The sequence below is a fragment of the Paenibacillus motobuensis genome (assembly GCF_039521865.1).
GTDB classification, from domain to species: domain Bacteria; phylum Bacillota; class Bacilli; order Paenibacillales; family Paenibacillaceae; genus Fontibacillus; species Fontibacillus motobuensis.
On the sequence record NZ_BAAACX010000009.1, the window covers coordinates 118,479 to 135,977 of the forward strand.

16 protein-coding genes and 1 pseudogene are annotated in these 17,499 nt (G+C 44.6%); 3 read left to right on the plus strand and 14 right to left on the minus strand.

The features are described from left to right. Positions 1 to 60 precede the first annotated feature (60 nt). Positions 61 to 705, plus strand: coding sequence for a hypothetical protein (locus tag ABD014_RS11210; RefSeq protein ID WP_343860982.1), 645 nt, complete (start codon positions 61 to 63; stop codon positions 703 to 705). A 1,101-nt stretch (positions 706 to 1,806) separates the two neighbouring features. Here the strand turns inward: ABD014_RS11210 and ABD014_RS11215 are convergent. From ABD014_RS11215 to ABD014_RS11240, 6 genes are all read right to left on the minus strand, one after another. Beyond that, complete coding sequence (locus tag ABD014_RS11215) at positions 1,807 to 2,559, minus strand: SDR family NAD(P)-dependent oxidoreductase (RefSeq protein WP_343860984.1); 753 nt, start codon at positions 2,557 to 2,559, stop codon at positions 1,807 to 1,809. A gap of 35 nt (positions 2,560 to 2,594) precedes the next feature. Further along, a complete protein-coding gene (locus ABD014_RS11220; protein WP_343860986.1) occupies positions 2,595 to 2,780 on the minus strand; it encodes an alpha/beta hydrolase family protein in 186 nt (61 codons plus the stop codon). A 341-nt stretch (positions 2,781 to 3,121) separates the two neighbouring features. After that, complete coding sequence (locus ABD014_RS11225; RefSeq protein WP_343860988.1) at positions 3,122 to 3,688, minus strand: NADPH-dependent FMN reductase; 567 nt, start codon at positions 3,686 to 3,688, stop codon at positions 3,122 to 3,124. Between the two features lie 12 nt (positions 3,689 to 3,700). Continuing rightward, complete coding sequence (locus ABD014_RS11230) at positions 3,701 to 4,756, minus strand: LLM class flavin-dependent oxidoreductase (protein WP_343860990.1); 1,056 nt, start codon at positions 4,754 to 4,756, stop codon at positions 3,701 to 3,703. Between the two features lie 2 nt (positions 4,757 to 4,758). Beyond that, the gene (locus ABD014_RS11235; RefSeq protein WP_343860992.1) at positions 4,759 to 5,703 is read right to left on the minus strand and encodes a ring-cleaving dioxygenase; all 945 of its coding nucleotides are present in this window, start codon (positions 5,701 to 5,703) and stop codon (positions 4,759 to 4,761) included. 51 nt (positions 5,704 to 5,754) lie between these two features. After that, entirely contained in the window at positions 5,755 to 6,198 is a 444-nt protein-coding gene (locus tag ABD014_RS11240; RefSeq protein WP_339324894.1) for a MarR family winged helix-turn-helix transcriptional regulator, read from the minus strand. A gap of 219 nt (positions 6,199 to 6,417) precedes the next feature. Here ABD014_RS11240 and ABD014_RS11250 point away from each other — a divergent pair. Together ABD014_RS11250 and ABD014_RS11255 are read left to right on the plus strand one after the other, a co-directional pair. Next, positions 6,418 to 6,576, plus strand: a pseudogene (locus tag ABD014_RS11250) (recombinase family protein); the annotation flags it as partial. Positions 6,577 to 6,594: 18 nt separating this feature from the next. Beyond that, complete coding sequence (locus ABD014_RS11255; protein WP_343860996.1) at positions 6,595 to 6,978, plus strand: diadenylate cyclase; 384 nt, start codon at positions 6,595 to 6,597, stop codon at positions 6,976 to 6,978. A gap of 96 nt (positions 6,979 to 7,074) precedes the next feature. Here ABD014_RS11255 and ABD014_RS11260 read toward each other — a convergent pair whose 3' ends face one another. The 8 genes from ABD014_RS11260 to ABD014_RS11295 form a co-directional block, all read right to left on the minus strand. After that, a complete protein-coding gene (locus tag ABD014_RS11260) occupies positions 7,075 to 7,269 on the minus strand; it encodes a hypothetical protein (protein WP_343860998.1) in 195 nt (64 codons plus the stop codon). 553 nt (positions 7,270 to 7,822) lie between these two features. Continuing rightward, positions 7,823 to 9,193, minus strand: coding sequence for a flavin monoamine oxidase family protein (locus ABD014_RS11265; RefSeq protein WP_343861000.1), 1,371 nt, complete (start codon positions 9,191 to 9,193; stop codon positions 7,823 to 7,825). Between the two features lie 52 nt (positions 9,194 to 9,245). Continuing rightward, the gene (locus ABD014_RS11270) at positions 9,246 to 10,838 is read right to left on the minus strand and encodes a SagB family peptide dehydrogenase (RefSeq protein WP_343861002.1); all 1,593 of its coding nucleotides are present in this window, start codon (positions 10,836 to 10,838) and stop codon (positions 9,246 to 9,248) included. A gap of 42 nt (positions 10,839 to 10,880) precedes the next feature. Continuing rightward, positions 10,881 to 12,830 (minus strand): TOMM precursor leader peptide-binding protein, encoded by a 1,950-nt coding sequence (locus tag ABD014_RS11275; RefSeq protein WP_343861004.1) that lies wholly within the window; start codon positions 12,828 to 12,830, stop codon positions 10,881 to 10,883. After that, the gene (locus tag ABD014_RS11280) at positions 12,827 to 14,785 is read right to left on the minus strand and encodes a putative thiazole-containing bacteriocin maturation protein (RefSeq protein ID WP_343861007.1); all 1,959 of its coding nucleotides are present in this window, start codon (positions 14,783 to 14,785) and stop codon (positions 12,827 to 12,829) included. The genes ABD014_RS11275 and ABD014_RS11280 overlap by 4 nt, the downstream gene beginning before the upstream one ends. Before the next feature lie 228 nt (positions 14,786 to 15,013). After that, positions 15,014 to 15,265, minus strand: coding sequence for a heterocycloanthracin/sonorensin family bacteriocin (locus tag ABD014_RS24855; protein ID WP_425542070.1), 252 nt, complete (start codon positions 15,263 to 15,265; stop codon positions 15,014 to 15,016). Positions 15,266 to 17,011: 1,746 nt separating this feature from the next. Beyond that, positions 17,012 to 17,269: a hypothetical protein gene (locus ABD014_RS11290; protein WP_343861011.1), complete on the minus strand. Its 258-nt coding sequence runs from the start codon at positions 17,267 to 17,269 to the stop codon at positions 17,012 to 17,014. Between the two features lie 79 nt (positions 17,270 to 17,348). Next, positions 17,349 to 17,499, minus strand: a 151-nt coding sequence (locus ABD014_RS11295) for a helix-turn-helix domain-containing protein (protein WP_343862074.1), incomplete at its 5' end; no start/stop codon positions are given.

Here is a 17,499-nt window from a genome sequence, read left to right on the forward strand (position 1 = left end):
CCAATGAAATAATAGGCGCATATCCTTTCATTAAATATGACTTAAAAAGGAGCATGTAATATGGCGTATTCAATGTATAATTCTTCGAGTTACAACTATGGTCACATGTTCAGGCCAGATCTTGATCTAAGCGACGCGAATGCGGAAATGAGCAGGTTGCAGCCTATTCTGCAACGAATCGATCTAACCTCAAGTTCATTTCAGCAGGCAATGCGCTCCGTTTACCAACATCTCCAAGTAGTGAGTCGTGCACTTGCCTTGGGATGTGGAATGAGTTCCGAATTTAGATACTTACCCGAAGTATGGGGACTCCCGGAATTACACGTTGTACACGCTCGTTATCTTACTCCAATGAGTTACCACCTATATTCCGCTCTGGGTGCCGTGGAATTATTGGCAACTGGCCGAGGTCGATATACGCATTTTCCTTTAGCTGTAGGTTGCATGCTTTCGATCATTCGCTTGTGGCAGAGCTTTCCAGAAGCAATATCGAATCTTAAAAATGCGGCAGGGCCACATTATACAGCAGCAATTAATCAGGCAGAACAGACATTGCAACAAATGGTACCAGCCACGCAACAAGCTCTAGCTGTAAGCAAATCTGCAGTAGAGCCATCGGTATGGGATGCAGCTGTTCGAGCATCGGAATTAGCATATGAGGTCAGGGGAAGAGTCGCTAAATCCATGGGGCAGCAAATGTATTAGTTATAAGAATTATATGACCCTTATGTAGAAAGCAATCGCAATCCTATTACACGATCAGATGTCCTCTTAGAACAAAAATGGGGGGATTCGGCGACGAGAGATGGAAGAGGACCAACGATTTTCGGAACCGTTGTCATTAATGGTAGCCTTCATCTCGGCAGCAAAGCAAACATTGAAGGTGTTGTTGTAGTAATCGGGGGGCAGGTCAAACAAATCTCTCTCCGGACAATGCAACACAAAACAGTCTACTGATTGGGGGTGGACTCGTGTTGGGCGGTGGGTACTGCAACTCGCTGGAAGTCTGCTTATGATACTTGTACCAGTACTAATACGGGTCATCGGCAGAAAAAAAACATCCGATATACGCTACAAAGCTGATTAAGCTTTTTATAATCGCTCGCAAGGGTGGCTATGGAAAAGCTTTTTTTATCGGTTTCATGAATCGTCCAGTCGCGACCTGGCCGGTGAACAGCTGGGAATTCGGAATAAGACAAAAAATACACCTTTTATAATCAGTTTTACTCACATTTCAGCAATATTGAATGGGTGAAACTAAAGCTGTTGTGACCACTTGGGGGATTGCTGAAGAGTTAGGCTGAACCCATGGAATTGGTTCAATAATGTACCTATGTTCTTTCAAACTACTACTTCTTCACAAAACTCGTATTTTGTACATATGTCTATAAGATTGCTTTTATCTTCTGAAGCTCGCTTTAGATATGCATCAAATCGGTAATCGGACTATGATCTTTTCCTTCGACAATAACGTATTTGATTCATAGAATGCTGGTTGGTAGATTTCAAGACACTGATACTGTCTGATAACTGGCTTACAGTTGCGATCCCTCTTGTTTGGTTGAGTTTAAAGAATCCAATTTAGAAAGGTATCGTCTTTAGCTCTTCCATGCACTTATCCTTTTTATAACCCATGGTTTCAAGGATCTTGTACTCAGCTTGACATTATTTTGTTAACAGTGAGATGGTATCTGCTTATTAATGATATACTCCCTTCTAAGTAGACATTGAAGGGAGTATATCACATCTTCAGCGCTTCGCATTATCTATTGGTATTAAATTTAAAATAATGTATTATAAGATCGATTAAGCTTCTGCAGTGACACCGCCATCGATGACGAATTCTGCACCCGTTGAAAAGCTTGAATCATCTGAAGCTAGGAATAATACTAATTTCGCTGCTTCTTCTGGTTTACCTAAACGACGAAGCGGAGTCTTTTCTTTTATCTTTTTAACCGTTTCTTCTGCACCTGCTGCCTCTAATGCCGGTGATTCAATCGTACCAGGGTGTACTGAATTGACACGAATGTTATCTTGTGCATAATCAAGCGCGGCTGCTTTTGTCATACCCGTCACTGCGAATTTTGATGTATGGTATGCCATCGCACCTTTTGATGCAAATTGACCACCAATAGATGAAATGTTTACAATAGAACCTCCGCCTGCTTTTTTCATAGAAGGAATAACTGCTTTCATACCTAAGAATGTACCTGTTGCGTTCACATTCATGACTTGTTCAAATTCTTCTAGTGGTATGTCACCTGTTAACTTACCTACTGCACTACCTGCTATGCCCGCATTGTTGATCAATACTGTTACAGGACCGAACGCTTCTTCTGCTTTGTTCACAACGTTGTTCCATTCAGATTCACTTGCAATGTTATGTTTTACGAAAATAGCGTTATCGCCGATTTCTTCAGCGACTTGTTTACCGCCTTCTTCTACTAAGTCTGTTAAAACGACTTTCGCGCCTTCAGATGCCAATGTTCTTGCGTGTAATTGACCTTGTCCACCTGAAGCCCCTGTTACAATAACTACTTTTCCATCTAATTTGCCCATTAAAATCTACCTCTTTCATATATATTCGCTTTATACTACAATTCCTCAAATGTGCGTTTTAATGCTTGGAAACGATCTTCTTCCATGTCTTTGGAGATTTGGGCATTCGGTACAATACCACTAGCTCCGTGATAAACACCTGGATAAACATGAAGTTCAGTTGGTACACCTGCATTCAATAAATTTTGTGCGTAATTAATTCCGTCCTTACGGATAGCCACTAATGTATAGTGTTTCCTTAGCACCTTACATTTATTCGACCAATTACATAACCATGCATTGAATCTACTTTCTTAAAACTTCTTTGCACAGAAAATAATTTCTTGCTATTACAGGTTCTGTTTGGTGTATAATACACCTTCTCCGGTTAATTTCCTGCCTTTACATAAAGATTCCCCCTTTCAAATTTAGTCTAAGATGATCGATCAATAGCAGGAATGCCACCGTAAAGTTGAACGTAAAATTGAATATAATCGCATTCCTTTAAATCCATTTCGTTTTTTATACCATTTAGCCGCTTCTTTACTTACCTTAAAATTCACTCCCTTTTTAATAGCTTCTATTAAAAATCGTATTTTGCCTCTTTAGCTTCACGAATACTTCTATATGTTTCAGTTAATACAACTGTATCTTCTACCAAACGCTCCATCCGGAATAACACATCGTCATTGGTAATTTCTTTTCGATAAAAATCTTTTTCTTCGATAAAAACATATGTCTGAACAATTTGTGCTTTCATATAAGCCAAAATAGGTTTTAATTGTTGTTCCACCATTAAATAATGCTTTGGTGTACCAGCTGTGACAAGCATACTTACAACTTTATCGCGAAACGCGTTTACTGGAAGTAAATCGAAGATATTCTTTAACGTACCTGGGATAGATGCCTGAAACACTGGTGTACCAATAATAATGGCATCAGCGCCCATGATCGTCTCTGCAACGTATTTAGTATCACCTTCATATTCAAAGAAATTACGGCCATCACTAAATTCTACTTTATAGTCAGCTAAATCCAGCAGCGTAACTTCATGCTCAGAGTACTTGTTTTCAAGCATTTCAACCACTTTGGACATGGCCGTTTTTGTTTTTGAACCGACGATTGAGCCCGAAATTACAGTGATTTTCATATCAATCTCTCCTTATTGGGCTGTATATTTTTTAATTGCTGGAATGATATCGTTCCCGATGATTTCGATGTTTTTCATAATCTTCTCGAAAGGCACACCGCCAAAGTCGATTTCGGCCATAAATCGCTGCATGCCGTAAAGTTCATGTTGGTACAGCAGTTTTTCAATAATTTGTTGTTTGCTTCCCACCATTAATGCATCACGTGTATCAGGTGCTTGAGCGAATTGTTGTTTTGGATAACCGCCACCGCGAATAGCTTGGAATCCACCATTAATATGCGGGTACATCCCTTGTAACGCTTCTTTTGTTGTATCTGCAACATAGAATAGGCTGGTTGTCGCAATAGGCAATGTTTTTGAATCAAAGCCATTTCGTTCAGCCGCCTCTCTATAGGCATCAACAGAAGGTTTAAAATTGATTGCTGGTCCCCCTAAAGTAGTCAGCATCATTGGAATCCCCATAAAACCTGCTTTAATGGCACTTGCAGGTGGCCCGCCGACAGCACGCCAAATGGGGAGTGAGCCATTTTTAGGTTGTGGCAGTATTTGTGCATTTTGTAATGCAGGACGGAATTCGCCTTGCCATGTAATATGATTTTCTTCGTTTATTTTTTTGAGCAGTTCCAATTTTTCCTCGAAAATTTCCTCATAATCTTGTAAATTAACGCCTAGTAAGTGATAGGCACCTACCCGCGATCCGCGACCCGCAACAATTTCTGCACGGCCATCTGAAATTAAATCGATGGTGGCGAAGTCCTCATACACTCGTACAGGGTCTGAAACACTTAGTACTGTTGCTGAGCTTGTGATTTTAATCTTATTTGTCGCTTGAGCAATGGCACCTAAGACAACGGTATGTGCTTGTGTAGTAAAGTAAGTTTGATGACTTTCACCAACTCCAAAGACATCAATACCTGCTTGTTCTGACAGTTTACTGGCTTCTATTAATTCATTAATTCGTTGCTGAGCTGTAACACGCTCACCTGTTAGTGGGTTAGGAATATGATCTCCTAATGAATATAGTCCAAATTCCATACCTTTTGATGGATCTATGCGATATTGTTCCATAGTTAATTCTCCTCAATTGGTTTTAGATTTTCTTCAATTTCTGCACGACGAGCTTCTAAAAATGGCGGTAAATCCAATTTTTCACCTAATGTTTTGATATCTCCGTCGATTGTGAAACCTGGTCCGTCTGTTGCAATTTCAAATAAAATACCGTTTGATTCACGGAAATATAAGCTCTTAAAGTAGAATCGATCCACAATGCCAGATGAATGAAATCCTCGTGCTCGTACTTGTTGGTCCCAGTAGGAAAGCTCTACTTCATCTCTGACACGAATGGCTAAATGATGAATACTACCGCGCCCAGGTTTTTCAGCAGGGCCATCTAAATATTTCACAACGATTTCGCCAAATACTTCACCTTGTACGGATTGGAAAATCCCTTCATCTTCCGTACGTGATACTTCCGTATAGCCAAACATCCCTGTTAGTGTTCTTGCTAATTTATCTAGTCTACGTACGGTTATTTCCACTGAACCCATGCCTTGAATTTGGTGTTCTACGGGCACGTTTGATCCTTCCCACGATTCCCAATGTTCTGCTTTACTACCATTTGATACAAGCAGCACCATGCGAAGGCCTTCAGAATCTTCAAAGTATATGGCAGGTCGATTGGCGTACATTGTGATGTCACTGTGTTGAACATTATGCTCCTGAAAACGTGATTTCCAATAGGTTAAGCTCGCTTCTGTTGGTACAAGTAAACCGATTTGGGTAATGGCGTTTGTGCCCCGGTATGTGCGTCCAACGAGTGGGATTTCAAAGAATGATAACTCTGTACCTGCACTTCCGATTTTATCCCCGTAAAATAAGTGATACATCGACGGATCATCCTGGTTGACCGTCATTTTCACACGGCGTAAACCGAGTACATCACGATAAAAGTGGTTATTTTGTTTTGCATCTTTTGTAATCATTGAAATATGATGATGTCCTGGAATTGTGCACATATTTTTTTCTCCTAATTATCATTTGATTAATCAAGTGATGAGGTAAAAAAATTACCTGTTCGGCAATTTCTTTTTTTCACTATTTTTTTGTACACGTGACATGAGCGAATACAAAGTTTTTTGTTCTTCTTCAGATAAACACTCATCAAAGAACGAAGATTGGAACGCAAGCTGAGCGTCAAACGCATTATCTAGTTTTTCGCGTCCTTTATTCGTTAACGAGATCGTTTTCGTTTTCCAATCTTGCTTCCGTTCAATGAGTCCGTCTTTTTCAAGGCGAGAGAGCATACGCGAAATACCACCTTGTGTCACCGTGACTTTCTCGGCTAGCTCACTTTGTGTTAATGGCTCGTATGTTGAGATTTGCATTAACACATCAAATTGTGCGGTTGTCAAATCAAATTGTTTTAAAAAATCATTTGATAGCAGGTTACTTTGATGTGTGAATCGAGTGAGTCTTAGCCATATTAATGACCCGCGAGTATTTTGTTGCATATTGTTTGTCACTCCCTTCCGTTATTATCACTTTACCACTCAATTGATAACAACGCAAGATAAATATCTCGAATTCGAGTTATTTTTTATTTTGAATGACAATCAAAACTTACTTTACTACACAAGCACATACCGGTTATTTCCACTGAACCCATGCCTTGAATTTGGTGTTCTGCGGGCACGTTTGATCCTTCCCACGATTCCCAATGTTCTGCTTTACTACCAGAAAATATGGATACAAGAACCTCTACGGGCAAAGCCATGTTCCAAATGATGTGTGTCATTGCTGAATTAGAAAGAAACCTTATTGCTGAGAGAGTAAAGGAAGGACTCGAAGCAAGTAAAAGACGTGGGAAAACATTAGGTAGACCCAATATGGTGTAAAGGAGGTTGCGTATGGAAGGAAATTGCGATTCATATTCTCCACAGCAGACGGATGTTTATAATCAATTTCAACATCTGTCCTCGAAGATTAAAAGCATGTTGGCTTCCATGGATCAGGAAGGCATCGATATTCTAAAAAACCTGAAGATGCTCTCTAGAATATGTTCCGATACGGGCAAGCTGGTATCCGCCTATCATTTGAGTCGGCTTCGTATTCCCTATACGAGTCAATGCAATGAAATTTTCAAAGCCATCAAGCTGCTCAGCGAGCAACGCAAAGGCGCTCTTATTATCGTGGAAAGAGAAGACAAGATCAACGATTGGATCACAGTTGGCACTCCTCTATCCGCGAAGATCTCAAACACGCTGTTAGTTTCCATTTTCCATAGGTGTTAGACGATGACTGCGCCCCTATTGATTAAGCCATAAGAAAATCTATTATTTCAAAAATATATAAGTCACCTTCCTCTCCAACTTTGGTAAACCCACATCTTACATAAAAGTGATGATTCTTGGTACTCCAGCTTGGAGTATTAAGCCACCACTTAGTGCTATCCGGATATTTTTTTCAATTTCTTTCATTAATTTATAAGCCTTAGGAATCAGCGGATTCACCAACGTCCGGAAAGCGTCTTTATTCCCCTGCCTAATCTCATCCATTAGCCGTTGTTCGTTCTCCACTTCCATGATGTCTCTCCTCTCACATTTGTCTCTATATAGATAAGGCGTAAAGAACAGGATTTCGGTTCACTTATTTCTCGTAAAATTTCAAAAAAATTCATAGCATATCGGGATACACAAATGATCATATATGAATCTGTCTATTCGGACGCTGTTGATTCACGAATATTGTCGTAGTTCTTGTCATTAGTTTTTGATAAGAACATAAATCTTTAAAACAAAAAAGCCGCAACTACGCGACTTTAAGCATATATAATGTATGTTCTTGTCCTTCGACAACTTTCTTCCATGTGGGTCTGAGTAAGTGAAAACGTACCTAAAAAGTGGCGGACACAATCAAATAATACAACATTTCCTGTTTTCCGTGATCTCGCACTCGATGGCTCGCGGCAAGTCTGATCCCATAACCAGATCTGGCTTTCTCAATAACACTTTAATACTGACTGTTTTGGAAGCATCGGAAGAGGGGTCCACTATGGATGCCCTGATCCGTTTTTGACAAAAGACCTCAATTAGAACAAACTGTGTTCACGACTACACGACTCATGCATCCGCATCTTTATATGCTGTTTCCGGAAATAATTTGATTTACAGTTCGTAACGCAGAAGAGATCGCACCTTCAATCCAACCGGGAAAAAGACTTGTATTATCGCCAGCAAAGTAAATTCTACCTTGTTCGGCAGACAGTGTTGGGAGCATTCGAATCATCTGTTTTGGCTTATACCAAGCATAGGCACCTCGAGAGTAAGGATTATGATCCCAAGAAAAGACCGTCCCACCTTCATAATTATTCGACAATTCCGGAAGCACCTGTTTGATTTCTGATACAGCTGAATTAAAATTACCAGCTCTAGATATTTCTCGCGCCGATTCACCGGAGGAGTATGAACATATTAATCCCCTTCTTGATGTCGTTTGAGCGAAAGTAGCATCAAGCAACCATCCAATTTTCAGATCCGTATTTACTGTAGTAAAGGAACTTAAGTTGTTCCAGAATCTAGTTCTGCTTTGTATGACGGTACGCGTAACTGAAGTTGAAAGTTGATTTTGAATGACATCATTTTTTTCTTTGCTAAGTGGCGGAGAAAAATGAATTGTACGCAAGACTGTAGTGGGAATGGCTACAATGACCCGATCACAGCAAATCGTGAAAACTTCGCCGGAATTATTAAATCGGATAGTTACTCCTTTATTACTATGTTCAATATGTGTCACAACACATCCATAACTGATATTAGAGCCAATTGTAAGGGCAAGCTTTTTCGGTAGCTGATCCATTCCACCTACTATAGTCATTGTACTTTTTTCGGGACTGGCCATTTTCAGGTCAAGCAGTCGCTGTAATGCAGATACTTTGCGAATACCATCCCCTAACATCTGCATATATCCGATTTCAAACAGCTTAATCGCACCCGAAGATGCTCCTTGACCTTTAAGATATTCTTCCATGGTCATTGAATCGAGCTGTACGGCTTGTTTTGTGGGCCAGCCCGGCAAAAAAGGATCCCCCGTCGCTTTAAGCCCTGGCTGGAGATACTTTTCCAACATCCCCGCATATCCTAAAATTCTTTCCTCGGCTGTAAGTGAAACAGGCCAATGTGCAGGTTCATCCGGAGAATCTATTATTAATTTCCCGTCGATGTATGACAAGCTTCTATTGGGGACAGGTAAATTTATGAATTGAACCCCGGCTTGCTGGGCATAACTCAATGTAAGAAAATGATGCGCTCCAACGAAGGCAGCCCCGATTTCACAAAACAATCCGTCGGCAAATTGATCCCGCATCGTGTATATGCGACCACCCGGTTGACTATTTGCCTCTAATAAACGCACGTTATATCCTTGTTTCATAAGCTCCAAAGTGCATACCAAACCAGCCATCCCTGCCCCAATAACTACAATACGCTCAGGAAACCGACCTATTGCCATAAAATCTGATTCCTCCAAATATGACCGATCGCGACAATGTCGTTATCAATGTTTAGCGGCTCAAACTACCCGCCAACCGCAAACGTTGACGATAGGGACCGACCGGTATGAAAATCAGCCCCGTTTCATCCCGAGAAGCCGTCCGATAAAGTGCATCGCTGGAATTGGCGTCAAACCCGAGAAGCGGACGTCCTCCCATCCCGAGGGCGGATGCGGCCAGCAATAATCGGTGCACGAGTATCCCTGCCTCCATTTGCTGTATGCGGTACCCCCTTTTGCCAAGCTGAGATTGAAAGAACCCTCTCTTCCCAGCGACATGAAAGCTGAGCGGCACTTGAAGCAAATTGATATTAGGCAGCGTCATTCCCTCATGCAACTGTTGCCGGTGATCCCCAAGACAAACCGGCTGCAGCGTATGCGTGGCGCCATCGTACCGATAAGCACCATCTGGAACGTCATCAACCCCGTAGAAGCAGCCATAAAGGCATACACGGGGTTCCGGTCGCTCCTGTGGGCCATCCAGGTCGTTGCGATACGAGAAGGAAGCCGTCGCTTCCCGAAGCAGAGCTGCAAGCTGCGAGAGAACGATCGGTTTCAAGATAAATTCCGTCTCAGGCGAGAACCGGTTGCGGCAAACCATCGCCAAATCATACGACAAGCGGTCTACAGGCGGCAGAGGCAATCCGAGCGCTTGATCCGGGATTGCATGATCATCCTTCCGGATCTGTCGAAACAATTGTGTTGAATCCAGTCTGGACGCATCGCTCATCTGAAGCAGCATCGGATAATCTACAATTCTCCGCGACCTGACATAGTGATCATGACTGACTGGCGGCAATTCTCGGCACAGCTCGGAAGCGGAAATCGTGTCCGCATCCTCTTTCCCGCTTTCCATCCACTGGATCGTCGGCTCCGTCGATAACGGGATAACCGCATACACGCTCTCCTCTTGTTCAGATATTCCGAGCAGATGATTGACGGCTTGATCGAGAAATTGAAAATGCACGCGAGACGAAAATCTGAATCGTTTCGCGATTTCGAGCAGCTGTCCGATCAAAACACCGGCGTCCAGTCCCTGCAGCCGGTATGCAAAATTATTATATTTGTAAAAGTTTTTCCAGTAAATCGTAGATACGAACGCGGCCCCGAAGCAATCGTTCGTGTTGCAGCGATTCCCAAGCGACCTCGATAAATAGTCGTCGAAATTTCCTTCGCGCAGCAACGCCAACCGATGATGTGCCGCATCATAATGGTATAAGCCCGCAGGCAATTCACTAAGCTTCAGATAGAGATACAGTTCGTTCGGATATAGCCCGCCTCCAGAAGGAACGAAGCGCCGGCACATTTGCAAGACGCCTCCCAATTCTTCCGATGTATTCTGTTCCATGACGGATTGGGTCAATTGCGTAAGCCCGAATACATAGTAAAGGAAATGTCCGATATCGCGAAGGTTAGGCACACTGTTGGTTTCCCTGCCTTCGAGCGTTGCCGGCACTTCCCTGGATAGCGGGAACACTGGCAAGCTGCGATAAAGCTTGTAAGGAAGCGGCGCGTCATCCCAATCCGTCTTCCAGTCCAAGGGCTTGACCTTATCCGGATCATATTGCAAACGGTGAAGAAAAACGTCCAAATTCATAAGACTCATCGCTTTCCTCCTTGTCTTCAACCGGCCCTCCCATAGTCATATTTATGGGAACGGATGCGGATATGGATTAAGCTGTTCGGGCGACAATGGCTCCAGTGAATAAGACAGCTCTGCTGGGACCCTGAGCACTCTATCCAATCCCGTCAGACGGATGAGATGCTGTCCGAACGTCATCGGCAGCATGCCGGGAATAAGAACTTTCACGCAATGCAGTCCGTTGCGACGCGTCTCTGGAGTCGTCTGGTCGACCACGATCACTTCAAGATTTAATTGGCGAAAAACATGCAGCATGGCCTTCAGATCATCTGTCAAATCGGCGTTCCAGTCTCTCGGTTCAAATGCTTCGGCGAACGTTTGCATCGGACGATCGCTATTCAGCAGAAAATGGAGCCGTTCCTCCGCCTGTTTCAACCCGTACAACATGGAGTGGTCCTCCATCTGAATGACCTGGTACGGATCGAGAAGCATCCGTTCATACTGTTGACGGTTTTCCTCGAATTTGTCGCTGACCGTAAGAAGCATGCCCGCCACTTCGTGGATTGCACTCTTCGCCGCGCGGATCGGATCCGGATGGGCGCCCGCCGCACAAATGAGATTTAAGCCCCGCTCTTTCTTGTTTTTCGCGAGCGCCCACACGCTCGGTATGCCGTGTTCCATTGTCGAATTATACAAATGCACGTCATAGCCTGCCACGGCCTCTAAGCGATCCGTCATCCATCTTAATTCCTGGTCCTGCACCGAACGGTGGTCCAGGCGCGGCAGGGGCAGCCGTGCATACCAGGTCATGAGAAAGGAGTCACGCTCCACCACTTCCAGCATCCCGTAGAGGATCGCTTCCTCCAGACTGCCGCCCAGCGCGCAACCGTTGGACGTTTCGTAGACGAATCCGTGACCGCAGCCCGAACTGTAATAAGCCAACAGCTCCGGTACGAGAATCGGACGTTGCTGCAAGAACGAATAACCCCATACCCAATCGATCGGCTGCTCGGGATCGAATGGCTTGAACGGAAAGCCTGCGCGTTCATACTGTTCCTTTGCATGGACGCCTACGCGGAGAGGATCGAGCGCCTGGTCCTGTACATTGTTGAAACTGTCATGAACAACGGTTTTTTTGCCGTGGGGCGACAGACCGCAATAACGCTCTAGTCCCTCCAGGATGGCCGTCATTTCGCTATCCGCATAAGAGTGGGTCCGACCTGCGCATGCCTCATCTCCACCAAATAAGGGCAAATTGATGCTCGCATCGGCAAAAGGAGACACAAGGTCAATCATTTTCCCGTTCAGAAAACCGGTCCTGACATCCAGGTATTCTCTGGCCAAGACATCCTTCAGTTCATCTTTCGAACGGCAGCGAAACGCTTCGACACCGATTTTCAGGCTTGGCTGCAACACAACGCGGGCTGTCTCCGCATCGTCTTCCGGCAATCGGCCACAGATTGGACATAGCGGATCAGGCAGGAAGAAGTGCGATGAGCTTTGCATCGTGCGCAGATTGATTAAGTACATCCGGCTTTCAATATCTGGATGACCGCCGCACAGCACCTTAAAGGTTTCTGCCGCAACAACGTGCGCCACCTGCAATAATCCCGTGCGCGACGCCCATGCGTCCCGGGCGATTCCTCCAAGCGACGCCAGCTTTTGCCGAAGGTCCCACGATTCCCTGCGGTCGCTTCCAGCCAGCAGGAGCCGGTTATCCGCGCATAGTGAGCACCCTTGCCCCTCCGGGCGAACCAGTGGACCGACAATCCCCTCACCAAATGAAACAAAACCGCGCAGCCATGTCGTTCCCGACTGTCTGAACCGAGCCTCCGCAGCAGCATGAACAGAAGGATCCCATGCATCGTTCAACACCAGCGCCAAGTCTCCTGTTGCCGCCTCTCCAGATTCAATGCTCTTCTGCCTGATCAGCCGATAGCGGTCATCCGCAGACAATAACTTGCTTACCAAATCCGCGAGCTGTCCTTCCCCGATGACCATTACGATCGCGCTCAAAGCGTTTCCTCCTCTCGCAGCGACACGCCAAATACGCCTACCAGCTCTTCTTGCATAAACGGTTCTGTCGACAAATCAACGACCACAATCTTCTTACGGCTCGACTGAAGGATCTGTTTGACGGATTGCAGTGTCATGCCGTATTCCCTCTGATCAAAGCTGGGGATCGTCAGGCTCTGCGGCAAAGCATCTTCCACCTTGACCGAAGGGTGCTCTAAGATTTGATTTTGGATGTCCACTGCATCGTTTTGGATCCTCATCAGCGCCTGTCTAAGCGCTTCACGCAGCGCCATCGTTTGGTTAAATCCGACCCCGCCGTACCAGTACCCGTTCGTACCGACCCAGACGACCGGAAAGCCCGCTGCTTCTTGCCCCAGACCGATTATCGGGGGGGCCTGCATCGTACCCAATACGCGCAAGCAATAGCGGGAGATATCATCATTAACCTCGCTGAGCTCGATTTGATAAACGGAGGGGATGTTGGATTCGGAACGGCTCTTCAGCTCTTCGAACAGACATTTCTGCAGTCCGCGGAGGACCGCTTCTGCTTTCGTCTCTCCCGCTCCGATCCCTATATATTCATGTGGCTGAAACTCAATCGGACCTTTGTTATCCGGCTGCCCAGGTCTGGCCGCCATCTGGACCCCGGCCAGTCGCGACACGTACGCCTCGATGCCAGCCAAGCCCGCTTCTTTCCTGGCTTCATGATGCGTCATTCCCGAACAAATGATCTGCGGCAACAGCTCGGCAGGACCTTCCGACAACGGGTCGACTGCCTGGACGCGGCACTGTGAGAGCGGAAGCTGCTTCGAGTCCCCTTCCTCCCAACAGTGAAGAATGCCGGTCACTGCCGAAGTCAAGCGATTGAAATACGAGAGGAGACGGTCGGATTCCTTCCTCTCTGTACGCTGATCGATTGATAGGTCGAACGGATCCGTAGGCTCGGCCGGACGAAGTCCCCTGACAAGCGGATGGGGAAGTAACGAATGCCACCCGGCTTCCAATGTCTCCGGATTCAACAGGAACAACTTTCCGTTCAATTCTGAAACCGTCGTCCCCGTAACCGTCTTAAGCCATTCAAATACGATCACATTCGCGAGCATGGCTTCCGACGTAGTTGAGATGGCAGTTGGCCGATCCGCATCGCCAAGGGCGGCTCGGTGTATCCTGCGCCACGCGGATTCGAAGCAGATGTCTGAATCCGGGTGCACCAACGGCCCTGCTATACCCAATTGTCGCAAGTAGATGGCAGGCAGCAGCAGCTTCTTCGCGTCCCTGCAGGCCGCATGCAGCGCTCTGAGCTCTCCGGGATCGTCATCCTGAGTGACGTAGAGAACGGAATCCGCTAGCCGCACGATCTCCGGCCAATCGAGGAAGCCGTCATTCGACGGAATGATTTCCTCGACCTCGATCTCGTCGTCCGATAGACGCGCGGTTGCCGTTAGCTCGGAGATCCGCTCGCGATCGGTGGTCGCCCGGTTCGTGATCAGAATACGAAACCGGGGCAATCCAGATTCCAACAAGGCCGATACAAGTGAGACAAATATCGGACCGGAACCTACCGCAATCGGATTAGCCTGGCGATAGGTCTGAAAGCTGTGAGCGCCCGAACCGCCAAAGCTATCAAGAAATTCGATCTGGGAAGCATATTTCCGTTGGATCGTTTCCTGGAGGCTGTGCAGGCGGTCTTGGCTGGTATCCCGGACAAAGCCGTTATTGAACAGCGTTTCCGCAATTTCATAAACCCTTGCTCTGTGCGGTTCCGGCAGCCCGTCCGTCAGATCCGCCATGGAATAATCCCCACTCCACATGGGCATCAATTTTTCGATCCACAGATCGATCATGTCGCCCTCCATTCGGAACGAACCTGTATTGTTGCGAAAATAGACGCCTCCATTCGAATCAGGTATAAAGAACGTATCCCCTTTCACTTTCAGACGCATAGAAGGGTTCAAGTTTTTATTCCTCCTTAATGTTTTGCCGGAGGCAAAACCGTTTCGTAGGTAAAAACTAAGTTTTTTCCGGAGAAAACCGCATTGTACGCAGGCTTTCGGTTTCCCATTTATAAGTTATGTAGAGCATTTTGTCCGTCATGCCTGAAACTAAATAATGTACAGCCCCTGCAAGAAGAGACATTGCAGGGGCATACCATTTTGCTTATTGCCAAGCAATCTTTTCGATACTCAACGGCAGCGAGCGCAGCTACTGCAACGTGCGCAGCTACTGCAGCCGGCGCAGTTGAAGCAGCTACTGCAGCGGAAACAGCTGCTGCATGAACAAAACCCACCGCAAACGCCGGCGCAAAAAAAGCAAACACCAACACATAAACGGGAATCCCCCGAATAGTTCTGATTTTGCCACGATGTTGGCGTCATCCCCGTTGTTTTGAACTGGCCGACATTCAAGTTTTGCAGATCCTTCTGGAAATCGTTCATTTTATACCCTCCGTATCATTCATTTCCCTGCATGGGATAATCGTTATACGAGAATGTTTAGATTGGATCCGATCGGCATACAAGCAAATCCTCCCATCTCGATTAGATAATTTATGAAATTGGATCCGCTAGTGTTCCTATGATAACTGCCTTCCAAATAAAAAGAGAACCCAGTAGAATTTCACTATAATGTATCCACATTTGTGCATTTTTTAATGACACACATCAAACCACATTAAATAAAAAAAGCCCAGAAATCAGGCTTTAGTACTTGTCTTATTGTCATTAGACAATAATCTATCATCTTGGTACAGTCTCAATGGGATTGGCTCATATTTCAGAAGATATAAAAGATACGAGATTGATGTCCATATAAAAATATTCCCTATATCGTTTAAACCGATAATAAAGGTTTGTTTATTCTATCGGGGCTTGCTCTATTTAATGAAGAAACTGGTTAGATGCGAATACCCATAAACAAGAATACCCTCATCCTGTTTAACGATATAGTCGGGCTTATCTTTCAACAATATTTTATCCAACGTCGTGCCTGTTCGCTTATTGATCTGATAGATGTACCTTTAAGATCATGGTCATAGATTTGTCCAGCACAACGAGGTATCTACTCTCAGCAAAATCACGACCGTAGATCAGAATAACATTATTCTGTCCTTTAATCGCTTGAACAAGCATTTGTCCCTTATATACGCTTGGAATACCTGCTGGCAGATTGCCATTGATATTCCTAAGAGAATTAGGGACCTCATATTTAGAAGCCAGGAACGTCTTAGAATCATCATGAACGACCGGATAGATTTGACCCCATTTTGCTTCAATGTTAATTTTTTTACTTTATTGTCCGAGGCATTGGGATCGATTAATGAGCTTAAATAATAATAAAAGGTCGGCTTCGGCAGCATAACCGGCTTTAATTGCGCCAGATTCGAAAGGCTATTCTCATCGTTCTCTTGTACCGTGGTTGACCCATCACTTGGCTCTGCACCTGCTCCCACGGTACCTAATATGATAAAGAATACTACTAGCATAACGACAAATCGGCTTGTTTTTATCATGGGATTTTACAAAAAAAGCCGCGATTTTCGCGACTCCTTAAGCGTATGATTGTTATGCTATAGTGTCCTGTTAGCTGAAACACTAGTTTAAATTCAAATTAATGCTTACAATTTCGTTATTTGATCCGATCCGCATTGGCATTCCCCATGTACCTGCACCCGACGAAACGATTACATTGGGACTGGAAGCATCCTCCTGGTATTGACCATAATCTACGACAAATACAGCTTTCGTTATTAAGTTGCCAGGAAATATTTGTCCCCTGTGTGTATGACCGGCAAGCACTAAATCAACATTCTCGCCGTATTGTTCGATATTGCTGGGTGTATGATCCATAACGACGATCGGCATATTCGTATCTAGCTATACAAACAAGATCTGGTTCAAGTGCATTGATATGATTCACTATTCTTTCAAGTCGTTTCTCGGAACTTACAGCCCCTAAATGCAAATCACTGATTAGGACTATTTTCATGCTAGTTGGTAAAGTCGTTTCTTTCGTTTGAATATCGTAGGACACGTTTTTAATCTGATTGGCGTTGTACATTCCATAACCAATAAAGCCGGCCGTTAACAAAATCGCGGCTAAACCAGCATAGAAGCGAACGCTATGAGGAATAGGTGTAGCAAAAATCTTCATTAATCTGCCGAGAATAATAACGAAATCCCCGACTAGAAAGAACAAATAAAGATACCCATCCAATAAGAACCGATCCAGCCCATAGTTCCTTTCAAGACGGTCGGTAAAGGCAAGACCCCCATGATCAGCGACAAGGCCAAAAAGCCGTAAATCAGGGCGAATATCGTCCCGCTTATCGATGGGAAAAGCAATTTAAGCCATTGAAAAAATTTTCTACCAATATATAAATTGGAACCCCCGTAAACAAATAAAATAATGGTTACACCAAAAGTGATACCAATTTTATTCATCGTCTTCCTCTTTCCTTTTCGTCTTTATTTGAGATCTATTTTTAATAGAAAAAATCTCGAATATATTTGTTGTCTATTTTTATTGAGTGTCTTCGTCGCTTCTGTACTCCAAAATATCACCTGGCTGACAATCCAAAGTCTTACATATCGCTTCTAATGTTGAAAAACGAACCGCTTTTGCTTTCCCATTTTTCAGAATGGAAAGATTCGCCATAGTAATTCCAACCCTC

Coding starts and splice junctions, on each gene's coding strand:
- ABD014_RS11260 (WP_343860998.1), bottom strand. CDS start 7,269: ATGGAAGTGGAGAACGAACAACGGCTAATGGATGAGATTAGGCAGGGG.
- ABD014_RS11235 (WP_343860992.1), bottom strand. CDS start 5,703: ATGTGCACAATTCCAGGACATCATCATATTTCAATGATTACAAAAGAT.
- ABD014_RS11215 (WP_343860984.1), bottom strand. CDS start 2,559: ATGGGCAAATTAGATGGAAAAGTAGTTATTGTAACAGGGGCTTCAGGT.
- ABD014_RS11230 (WP_343860990.1), bottom strand. CDS start 4,756: ATGGAACAATATCGCATAGATCCATCAAAAGGTATGGAATTTGGACTA.
- ABD014_RS11255 (WP_343860996.1), top strand. CDS start 6,595: ATGGAAGGAAATTGCGATTCATATTCTCCACAGCAGACGGATGTTTAT.
- ABD014_RS11225 (WP_343860988.1), bottom strand. CDS start 3,688: ATGAAAATCACTGTAATTTCGGGCTCAATCGTCGGTTCAAAAACAAAA.
- ABD014_RS11210 (WP_343860982.1), top strand. CDS start 61: ATGGCGTATTCAATGTATAATTCTTCGAGTTACAACTATGGTCACATG.
- ABD014_RS11265 (WP_343861000.1), bottom strand. CDS start 9,193: ATGGCAATAGGTCGGTTTCCTGAGCGTATTGTAGTTATTGGGGCAGGG.
- ABD014_RS11290 (WP_343861011.1), bottom strand. CDS start 17,269: ATGAATAAAATTGGTATCACTTTTGGTGTAACCATTATTTTATTTGTT.
- ABD014_RS11240 (WP_339324894.1), bottom strand. CDS start 6,198: ATGCAACAAAATACTCGCGGGTCATTAATATGGCTAAGACTCACTCGA.
- ABD014_RS11270 (WP_343861002.1), bottom strand. CDS start 10,838: ATGAGTCTTATGAATTTGGACGTTTTTCTTCACCGTTTGCAATATGAT.
- ABD014_RS24855 (WP_425542070.1), bottom strand. CDS start 15,265: ATGAACGATTTCCAGAAGGATCTGCAAAACTTGAATGTCGGCCAGTTC.